Annotated in this window: 7 protein-coding genes; 6 read left to right on the top strand and 1 reads right to left on the bottom strand. The window is 60.3% G+C overall.

Annotated features, from left to right (window positions below; all coding sequences use genetic code 11):
• The 5 genes from AAFH49_RS12470 to AAFH49_RS12450 form a co-directional block, all read left to right on the top strand.
• Positions 1-353, top strand: a 353-nt coding sequence (locus AAFH49_RS12470) for a fibronectin type III-like domain-contianing protein (protein WP_342298526.1), incomplete at its 5' end; no start/stop codon positions are given.
• Positions 354-399: 46 nt separating this feature from the next.
• Positions 400-1182, top strand: a complete 783-nt coding sequence (locus AAFH49_RS12465) for a rhamnogalacturonan acetylesterase (RefSeq protein ID WP_342298524.1) — start codon at positions 400-402, stop codon at positions 1180-1182.
• 36 nt (positions 1183-1218) lie between these two features.
• On the top strand, positions 1219-2226 hold the full coding sequence (locus AAFH49_RS12460) for a pectinesterase family protein (RefSeq protein ID WP_342298523.1): 1008 nt from the start codon (positions 1219-1221) through the stop codon (positions 2224-2226).
• A gap of 45 nt (positions 2227-2271) precedes the next feature.
• A complete protein-coding gene (locus AAFH49_RS12455) occupies positions 2272-3948 on the top strand; it encodes a glycoside hydrolase family 28 protein (protein WP_342298522.1) in 1677 nt (558 codons plus the stop codon).
• A 41-nt stretch (positions 3949-3989) separates the two neighbouring features.
• On the top strand, positions 3990-4988 hold the full coding sequence (locus tag AAFH49_RS12450; RefSeq protein ID WP_342298520.1) for an alpha/beta fold hydrolase: 999 nt from the start codon (positions 3990-3992) through the stop codon (positions 4986-4988).
• Between the two features lie 102 nt (positions 4989-5090).
• Here the strand turns inward: AAFH49_RS12450 and AAFH49_RS12445 are convergent, their stop codons facing one another.
• Complete coding sequence (locus AAFH49_RS12445) at positions 5091-6644, bottom strand: hypothetical protein (protein ID WP_342298518.1); 1554 nt, start codon at positions 6642-6644, stop codon at positions 5091-5093.
• 241 nt (positions 6645-6885) lie between these two features.
• Here AAFH49_RS12445 and AAFH49_RS12440 point away from each other — a divergent pair, with 241 nt between their 5' ends.
• Complete coding sequence (locus AAFH49_RS12440) at positions 6886-8646, top strand: ABC transporter substrate-binding protein (RefSeq protein WP_342298516.1); 1761 nt, start codon at positions 6886-6888, stop codon at positions 8644-8646.
• Positions 8647-9816 lie beyond the last annotated feature (1170 nt).

Raw genomic sequence — 9816 nt, 5'->3', positions numbered from 1 at the left:
CCACCGGCCAGCCCGTAACGGTGAGCGTAGAGGTGCAGAACCGCGGCCGCCGCGCCGGCGACGAGGTGGTGCAGCTCTACGTGCGCCACCCCGATGCCCGGGGCCCGGTGGCGCTGCACGCGCTGGAAGGCTTCCGCCGCGTAGCCCTCCAGCCTGGCGAAAAGAAAACCGTAACCTTCACCCTCACGCCCCGCCAGCTCTCGCGGCTCAATGCGCAGGCCCAGCGGGCGGAGCGGCCCGGCAGGGTCCAGCTTTTCGCCGGTGGGGGCCAGCCGCTCAGCCAGTCGCTGGCCGATGGCCGGATATTGAAGGCGGAGGTGAAGCTGACGGGCAGCAGCGTAGCTATTGACTAAGCGCAATTTCAGACCTTTGAAAATCACCTCATTCAACTTTCAGCCCATGACTAATTACGTGCTAAAAAGCGCCGCCGCGCTGGGCCTGTTGCTGCTCACGGCGTTTGCGCCGCCGCCCCGCAAAATCACCGTGTACCTTATCGGCGATTCCACCATGTCGATAAAGGAAACCAAAGCCTACCCGGAAACCGGATGGGGCATGCCGTTCGTCTACTTTTTTGATGAGACGGTGACCGTGGACAACCGCGCCCAGAACGGCCGCAGCACCAAAAGCTTCGTGGCCGAAAACCGCTGGCAGCCCGTGGCCGAGGGCCTCCGGGAAGGCGACTACGTCTTCATCCAGTTCGGGCACAACGACGAAGTGCCCACCAAAAGAAGCTACACCCCGGAAGCCGATTATAAGAACTACCTCATCCGCTTCATCGCCGAAACCCGCGCCAAAAAGGCCTCGCCTGTGCTCATCACGCCCGTGGCCCGGCGCAAGTTTGACGCCGCCGGCAAGGTGGAGGGCACCCACAACGTGTACTCCGAAATTGTGCGCGTCACCGCCCGCGAGCAGCAGGTGCCGCTCATCGACCTCGACCGCGAAAGCCAGGCCATGCTGCAGCAGTTCGGCGTCGAAAACTCGAAGCTGCTCTTCAACCAGGTGGTGCCCGGCGAGCACCCCAACTACCCCGACGGCAAGGAAGACAACACGCACTTCAACGAACTCGGCGCGCGCAAGATGGCCGAAATCGTGCTGGCCGACATCCGCGCGCTCAAGCTGGAGCTGGCCACCCGCATTGTGCAGCGCACCGCCGCCAAAACGGTGGACCCGCAAGCACGCTAACCGGTCAGGTCGAATCATTCATAATTAATTCTATTGATGCGCTTTAGAAATCTTGTAGCAGTCATCAGCCTGTTGCTGACTGCCCCGCACCTGCACGCTCAGGTAGCGCCGCCGGCGGCCCCGGCCAAGGCATCGGCTAAAATCGAAACCTTCCTGGTGCCCGTGCGCCTGACGGTGGCACCCGATGGCAGCGGCGACTACCGCACCATTCAGGAAGCAGTAATGGCCGTGCGAGACTTCATGCAGGTGCCGGCTACCATTTTCATCAAAAACGGCACCTACCACGAGAAGCTGCTGGTGCCCTCGCAGAAAACCAACATCACTCTGCTGGGCGAAAGCAAGGAGGGCGTGGTCATCACCTTCGGCGATTATTCCGGCGATGCCGAGAAGCACAGCACCTACACCTCGGCCACGGTGCGCGTGCAGGGCAACGACTTCACGGCCGAAAACATCACCTTCGAGAATTCGGCCGGGCGCGTGGGGCAGGCCGTGGCCCTGCACGTGGAGGGCGACCGCGCCACCTTCCGCCACTGCCGCCTGCTAGGCAACCAGGACACGCTGTTTTTGGCCATCGAGAACAGCCGGCAATACTACCAGGACTGCTACATCGAGGGCACCACGGATTTCATCTTTGGTTCCAGCACGGCCGTGTTTGAGGGCTGCACCATTTTCAGCAAAACCAATTCCTACATCACGGCCGCTTCTACCTGGCCCCGGCAGGCGTTTGGGTTGGTGTTTCTGAACTGCAAGCTCACGGGCGGGCCGGAGGCCACCAAGGTTTACCTTGGCCGGCCCTGGCGGCCCAATGCCCGCACCGTGTTCCTCAACACCGAAATGGGCGCGCACATCCGGCCCGAAGGCTGGGACAACTGGGGCAAAGCCAGCAACGAAGCCACGGCTTACTACGCCGAATTTGCCAGCACCGGCCCCGGCGCTGCGGCCAAGGGCCGCGTGGCCTGGAGCCGGCAGCTCACGCCCAAAGAGGCCCGGCGCTATACCCTCCCGAACATCTTCGCGGGCACTACGCCGTGGCTGCCGAAGTAAAACCAGCGCCATCAAAGGTGACCCGCCAAACTATTTTCCCTGCTTATGAAAACATACCTCTCCTTACCGGTGGCCCTCCTGACGGCTGCGCTGCTGGGCTCGTCCCGGCCGGCCCTGGCGCAGGCTGCCGAAACCTATTCCTGGGCGCACCTGCCCACGGCTCAGTTGCCCACGTTCAAAGCCGACACGTTCGATATCAAGCGTTACGGGGCCAAGCCCGACGGCATCACGCTCAATACGCAAAGCATTAACGAAGCCATTGCCGATTGCAGCCGCAAGGGCGGCGGCGTGGTACTGGTGCCCCAGGGCTTGTGGCTGACGGGGCCGGTGGAGCTAAAAAGCAACGTGAACCTGCACCTGGTGCGGGCGGCCGTGCTGCAGTTCACCACCGATTTCGACCAATATCCGCTGGTGTTGGGCAGCTTTGAGGGCAAGCCCTCCTACCGCAATCAGTCGCCGCTGTCCGGCACCGGCCTGACCAACGTGGCCATCACCGGCCGCGGCATTGTGGACGGCAACGGCGACGCCTGGCGCATGGTGGGCCGCGACCGACTGACGGACAACGAATGGAAGAAAAAGGTAGCCTCCGGCGGCCTGGTGAGCGAGGACGGCAAGAAATGGTACCCGTCCGAAAAGACGCGCTTGGGCTCCGTAACGCCCAACCCCGGCGACGTGGTGCCGGGCAAAACCGCGCAGGACTATGCGCCCATCAAGGACTTTCTGCGCCCCAACCTGCTGGTGCTGACCAGCTGCAAAAAGGTGCTGCTGGACGGCGTGACGTTTCAGAACTCGGCGGCCTGGTGCCTGCACCCGTTGATGTGCGAGGACCTGACGGTGCGCAACGTGCTGGCCCGCAACCCCGATTACGCCCAGAACGGCGACGGCCTCGACGTGGAGTCGTGCCGCAACGTGCTGGTGGAAGGCTGCACCTTCGACGTGGGCGACGACGGCATCTGCATCAAATCGGGCAAGGATGCGGAGGGCCGCAAGCGCGGCATGCCCACCGAAAACGCCGTCATCCGCCGCAATGTGGTGTACCGGGCGCACGGCGGCTTCGTCATCGGCTCCGAAATGTCGGGCGGGGCGCGCAACCTGTTTGTGGAAGACTGCACGTTTATGGGCACTGACATCGGCCTGCGCTTCAAAACGGCCCGGGGCCGCGGCGGCGTGGTAGAGAATATTTTCGTGCGCAACATCGCCATGAAGGACATTGTGCACGACGCCATTCTGTTCGACATGTACTACTTCACGAAGGCTCCGGCCAAGCTGGCCGACGGCCAGGCCGCCCCCGAAACCATTCCGGCCGTGACGGAGGCCACGCCACGGTTCCGAAATTTCACCATCAGCAACATCGTCTGCAACGGGGCCGAGCGCGGCCTTTTCCTGCGCGGCCTGCCCGAGATGAGCGTGCAGCAAATCAGCTTCGATAACCTCGTACTGAAAACCAACAAAGGCGTGGAGCTGATTGAGGCGCAGGACATTCGCATCAGCAACCTGCGGCTGGAAACCCAGGCGGCCGCGCCGGTGGTGTACGTGGAAAACAGCCGCAACATCAGCTTCGACGGCTTGCGGGTGACGGCCCCCGCCGCCCAGCCCTTGTTCAGCGTGAGCGGCAGCCGCACCGAAAAGATTACGGCCGCCCGCACCGAGGCGGGCAAAGGGCGCATGGCCGTTGAAGCCAAAGCCGGTGCCAATGCCAAAGCCGTCAAAGTCAAAAGCTAGGCACTGGCGAGACTCATTATTTCGATTTCTTACAGATGCACATGTCCTTTCAAAAATGCTTTTTCCGGCTGACCGGGTCGGCCCTGCTGGGCGGTGCTTTGCTGACGGGCCCGGCCCAAGCCCAGCAGCTGCCGGCGGCCCGCGATACTTCCTTCACGGTGCGGAGCGCTTTTATCAAAGAGAAGAAGCGTCACCCTGAAATCAGCATTGCCCAGCCCGCCCTGCCCGCAACGGTGCAGGCCGCTTACAACCTGACTTATTGCACTTTGGGCACGCGCGCTTTGCAGCTGGACATTTTCTACCCCAAGGCCAAGCGGAAGAAAGGTTACCCGGCGGTGCTGTTCATTCACGGGGGCGGCTGGCGCTCCGGCAATCGGTCGAACCACATTCCCATGGCCCAGCAGCTTGCGGCCCGGGGCTACGTAACCGTCACGGCCGAATACCGTCTCTCGACCGAGGCCCAATACCCCGCGGCCGTGCACGACCTGAAGGCCGCCATCCGCTGGCTGCGCGCCAACGCGCGGCATTACCCCATCGACACGACTCGGATTGCCGTGTGGGGCTTCTCGGCCGGCGGGCAGCTGGCGGCCCTGGTGGGCACCACCAATGGCGATAAGCAGCTGGAAGGCAGCGCCTGCAACACCAGCCACTCCAGCAGCGTGCAGGCCATCGTGGACGTGGATGGTACGCTGTCGTTCACACACCCCGAATCGGGCGAAAGTGCCAACAACCAGCCTTCGCCGGCCTCAGCGTGGCTGGGCGGGCTGAAAACGGAAAAGCCGGCGCTGTGGGAGCAGGCCGGGGGCCTGAGCCACGTCACGCCCCAAACCCCGCCCATCGTATTCATCAACAGCGCCGTAGACCGGATGCACGCGGGCCGCGAGGACCTGATTAAGCAGTTGGATACCTACCACATCTACCACGAAACCCACGCCTTCCCCGATTCGCCCCACACGTTTCCGCTGTTCAACCCCTGGTTCGAGCCCACGCTCCAGTTCACGGCCAATTTTCTGGATAAGGTGTTTAAAACCAGACGATGAATTGCCGACAACCGGCCCCGCCGCTGTGCGCTTGGCTTGTACCACGGCGCTCGTCGGGTTGTATTCGTTTTTTCTACTGAAAGCTTACAACCCGCCCCCCGCCTACTGGGTGGCCGGGCTACTTGCGGCAGCAGCAGCCAAGAGGGGCTTGAGCGCCGGTGGGGAGGTGCGCAGGTGCTGCAAAATGATGCCCCAGAGCAAGGGATAGGGAATTATCTCGACTTCCGCAAAAGCCTCTCCGGGCGGTGGGGTATTCGCCAGCTGGTGCAGGAGCGGCGCGGCGCGCTCCGCACACCGGGCGGGGTCAAACTGCTCGTCGGCGATGAGCTGCAGCAAGCGCAGAAACAGGCGGGTGCGTTGGTTTGTCGCTTCCCGCAGGTGCCGCAGCCGGTATTTGCGCAGCGATTCCACTCGCAGCACCACGGCCTCAGCATCCTGCTCCTGCAGGAAGTAGAGCACTTGGCCAATCAGAATGGCGACGTTGAGCCCGCGCTTATCGCGGCTGTATTCGGGCATCATCAAGGCGAGCTTGCCCAGCTCCCGGCGGCGGGCCGGGCTGGGCTTGGTGGGCGGCAGTACGAAGTCCAGGTAAGCACCGAACAACTCCCAGCGCTGTTGCGCCCGCTTGTTTTGGCGCTCAAAAACCGGGCTGAGATGGGCCCGCTGCACCACCCGCCGGGCCAGGTCGAACTGGCCGGCGTGCATAGCCAGCAAAAGGCGATGCTCCTCAAAATACATCCAGTTCACCGCCGTTGGGTGAAAATGCTTTTCGGCTTCCCTGGCCACCTCAAGCCCCCTTTCCGGTTGCTGGGTCAGCAGGTAGGCATACATCCGCATGAACAGATTAAAGCGGATATCGAACCGGTGCGCATTGAACTGCCCGCGGGCCAGCTGGCGCTCCGCTTCCAGGGTAAAATCAATGATACCCTGGTAATCACCGGATTGCTCCAGGTACACTATTTGCACCCGGTAGTAGATATCGGCCGTGCCGGGGGTCTGGGCCTGAAGGTGCAGCTGCCGCAGCCGTTCGAGCTGGGGCTTCAGCGCGGCAAGCATGGTAGAAAGCGGCGTTACCGGGCCGGTGCGCGCCAGCCGCACGTCGGCGTATATCGCTTCGGCTTGCTCCTCCAGCCGCCGGAGCCCCTGCAGGCGCTCCAGTTCCTTCACCACGGCCCGGAACTTCTTCACCTCCTGCATTTCGGCATACACGGTGCGCAGCTGCTGCGCGGCCTCAATGGCATAGGCCGTAAAGCCGTCCTGTATGGCCTTGGCCAGGCAGCTGGCACACACCCGCGCCGACAACGCCGAGGCCCCTTCCTGATACAGAATCAGGCCCTTGTGCAGCAGGTCGAGGCATTCGAGCTGATACCGGCGAGAAACCGAATAACGGGGGTCCGAATGGTCGAGGAAGTAGAGGTGGTTGAGCAGCTTGCCAAAAACGCGGGCGTGCAATTGGCGAAAAGCCGCATCATTCTTCACCGATGGCTGGTCGTAGAGCGTGCGAATCAGCTGGTTCCGGGAGGGCTCTTTCGATTCGGCCAAGGCCGATACCAACCGGTTTTCCTTGACCTTATCGCCGGCCTCAAAATCAAGCAACGGCCCTTGCCCCTGCCGGCGATTGATGATAATGCGAGCCAGATTGCGGGAATCTTTCATTGGGTAACGTAGCCGACAGAAGAGAAAAAAGAGCGAATAATTATATGCTCCCGCTCAATCAGTGAACAAATGATTAATATATACGAGCATAAAGAGTGAAATTAAAGCTGGGCCGTCGCAAGTTCTGCTTTCTCCTACCTTTACCCGGCAACTGGAAATCGTCCCGTTGCCTGGAATCACCTCGTTTGCGTCATGCAACGGGATTTCCACCGTTCTGGTACTCTACTCTCAATCTGTCCGCATGGCTCACACGCCTCGTCTCCTGCTGCTCGCTTCCCTGGCCGTACCGGCCGGCTTCATGAGCAGCTGCTCCTCGCCCTCGAAGCCCCAGGCCGTTGATGCCCCGGTTCGCATTCGCTGGGCCCGCGACCCGGAATCATTGGACCCGTTTACGCAGCCCAACCAGAATGCCGTCGAGGCGCAGGGCCTGCTGAGCGGCGGCCTGCTGGCCGTCAACCCCGAAACCAGAAAGTACGAACCCTTTCTGGCCGAAGCCTTGCCCCAGGTCAGCTACAGTGGCGATTCGCTGACCCTGCTTTCCTATCGCCTGAAGCCCGTGGCCACCTGGGACTCGGGCCAGCCCATCACGGCCGCCGATGTCGCGTTCACCCTCAAGCTCATTTTTTGCAAGGGCGTGCCCAACGAAGGGTTTCAGCTGCAGGATGCCTTCATCCGGGAGATAAAATCGGACCCGCGCGACGCACGCCGGTTCACACTCGTCTGCAAAGGCAAAGCCCCGGATTACGTGCAGGCCTCCGGCGATTTTCCCGTGGTCCCGGAGGCCGCCCTCGACCCGGAAGGCCGCCTGCGAAAGTATTCATTGGCCGAAATTCAGGGCCGGGCCAGTGCCAGCCGGCGCGCGGAGCTGGCCCAGGTGCAGCAGCTTATAGCCACGCGGTACACTGCCGCCAGCCCGGCGCAGCACCCGCAGGCCCTGGGCGGGTGCGGCCCCTATGCCCTAAAGGAATGGAGCCGGGACCGGCAGGCAATCTTCACGCGCAAGAAAAACTGGTGGGGCGACAAAGCCGGCAATTCCGTTTTGTTTCAAGCCAAAGCATCCCAGCTGGCGTACGTCATCATCCCGGACGAATCTGCGGCCGCGCTGGCGCTGCGTAGCGGGCAGCTCGACGTATTCCCCAACGTACCGGCCCGGGTATTCGAGCGCCTGAAAAATTCTTCGACAGCACAGCAGCAACTCGCCTTCTACACCTCCCCCACCTACGAAGTAATGACGGCGGGCTTCAACACCAGCCGGCCGGCCCTGCACGACGCGGCCACCCGGCAGGCCCTGAGCCGGCTCTTCGACGCCGAACAGCTGCGCCAGGCCAGCCAGCTGGGCAAAGGCTTCCGTACGGTCGGCCTCATCAGCCCGCAGGAGAAAGGCAAGTATAACGACAGCCTGAACCTGATACCCTATAGCCCAAGCGCGGCCGCCGAGCTGCTAACAAAAGCCGGGTGGCACCGCAGCCCGGCTGGGTGGAGCCGGCAGCTGGGCAAAAGCCCCGCGCAGCAGCTAAGCCTGCAGCTGCGCTACCGGGGCAGCGATACCAATTACGAGCTCGTGGCCCTGCAATTTGCCAGCGCCGCCAAGGCCCTGGGCATCCCGGTCGCCCTGGCCCCCACCGAGTCGGGCGTGCTGCGCGGCCTGCTGCAAAGCGGCGACTTCGATATGTACGTGCAGAGCATCAAAGGCAACCCCTTTCTATTCAACTTTTTGCCCATCCTCGGCACCGCTGGCATTGGCGAAGGCAACCTGACCCGGTTTGCCTCGCCGGCCGCCGACCAGCTCATGCAGCAGGTGGCCGCCGCCGAATCGTCGGCCGAGCGCGATGTGCTGCTGCGCCGGTTTCAGGCCCTGATGCAGCAGCAGCTGCCGCTGGTACCGCTGTACTTCGTCGCCAACCGTGTTATTGCCAGCAAAGACGTAGCCGGCGTAAACGTCATGAGCCTAAAGCCAGGCTACCTGGCCTCAACCATTTACCACGTAGTCCCGGCTAAATAACGGTCTACGGGGCACCCATGCAAAGGCCTGACTACTGCGCAGTAGTCAGGCCTTTGCATGGGTGCCTATCGGCTGTTGGGCCAGAAGCCCAGTTCATATGTCTTCCAGGCGAGCCTCCAGTTTAACTGATTTGAGTTGCGCACCGAAGCCAAGCTTCCTTACCCGAGAAATCAAACTGCCCAAAAACTCACTTATAATCAGCATTTTATAAACAACATAATACGAGCATTTTCTTCAGCTGCTGTTCAAATCATTGCCAGGTTTCTTTTTCGTTTAACGTCGGCAGAAAGCGTTTGATATGTCACAAAACATCGCATTCAGTGTAAAATCCATCGACCTATCTTTAATTTATTTTGTTGAAAACCAATTAATTATTAATTCATATCGCAATATTATCAATAAATTCATTGCCATATCAATAATAACAGCATCACAAACATATTCCTTTTACACGGATTATGCCCCGGGTATTTTTGCGATGAAAAGCAGCTCCTATATCAAAATTACTGGCTGTTTGCCAAAGAGTTATTCTAATACGCATAGCCCAATCAGGTGCTATGCATTTGACAATATAGCAAAATCACTCTTTCCACTTTTCAGCCTACCGAGCCGTATTGTGAACATGGACCCTTTCCGTCCAGTCAGGCCCTTCCAGTTTGACTAACAATGCGGCTCGCAATTTAAAAAAAGGCCCAACGCATGCGTTGGGCCTTTTTTTTTAAAGACAGTAAGTCATCGGGAGCGGGCAGGGTGCTATACCTACACAAAAAAGGCCGCTGCATTAATGCAACGGCCTTCTAAGTAGCAGGTTTAGCCTAGAGGTGTCTACCCCACCTGTTCAACTAAACCATGCGGCACGAGAAGGTCCTTCCTTTCCACATTTCCAGCCCGTGCGGGTTACTTATGGGTCAAAGATAGCAAAATGGTGAGCGGTACCACCGAATAATTTATGCAGATGGGGGCATTTACTCGCCTAACAGCCACCAATAAACGACGAACGCTGCTTCTGCCGGGGAAGGATATACCAACCCGGCGAGGCTTTTTATAGAATTGCCGCACCATTAGTCAGGGTGAGGAAGGAAAGATATGCCCCTGCCGAAGGGACTTAGGACGTTGCAAAAGTGTATAGCCCCAACAATGATGGTGTGTTTTCCGGGCTAAAATTCATTT

The organism is Hymenobacter segetis, from assembly GCF_038448715.1.
In the GTDB taxonomy this organism is placed as follows: Bacteria; Bacteroidota; Bacteroidia; order Cytophagales; family Hymenobacteraceae; genus Hymenobacter; species Hymenobacter segetis.
This window is presented reverse-complemented; position numbering and strand designations above follow the sequence as displayed.

Coding starts and splice junctions, on each gene's coding strand:
- AAFH49_RS12455 (WP_342298522.1), top strand. CDS start 2,272: ATGAAAACATACCTCTCCTTACCGGTGGCCCTCCTGACGGCTGCGCTG.
- AAFH49_RS12440 (WP_342298516.1), top strand. CDS start 6,886: ATGGCTCACACGCCTCGTCTCCTGCTGCTCGCTTCCCTGGCCGTACCG.
- AAFH49_RS12450 (WP_342298520.1), top strand. CDS start 3,990: ATGTCCTTTCAAAAATGCTTTTTCCGGCTGACCGGGTCGGCCCTGCTG.
- AAFH49_RS12445 (WP_342298518.1), bottom strand. CDS start 6,644: ATGAAAGATTCCCGCAATCTGGCTCGCATTATCATCAATCGCCGGCAG.
- AAFH49_RS12460 (WP_342298523.1), top strand. CDS start 1,219: ATGCGCTTTAGAAATCTTGTAGCAGTCATCAGCCTGTTGCTGACTGCC.
- AAFH49_RS12465 (WP_342298524.1), top strand. CDS start 400: ATGACTAATTACGTGCTAAAAAGCGCCGCCGCGCTGGGCCTGTTGCTG.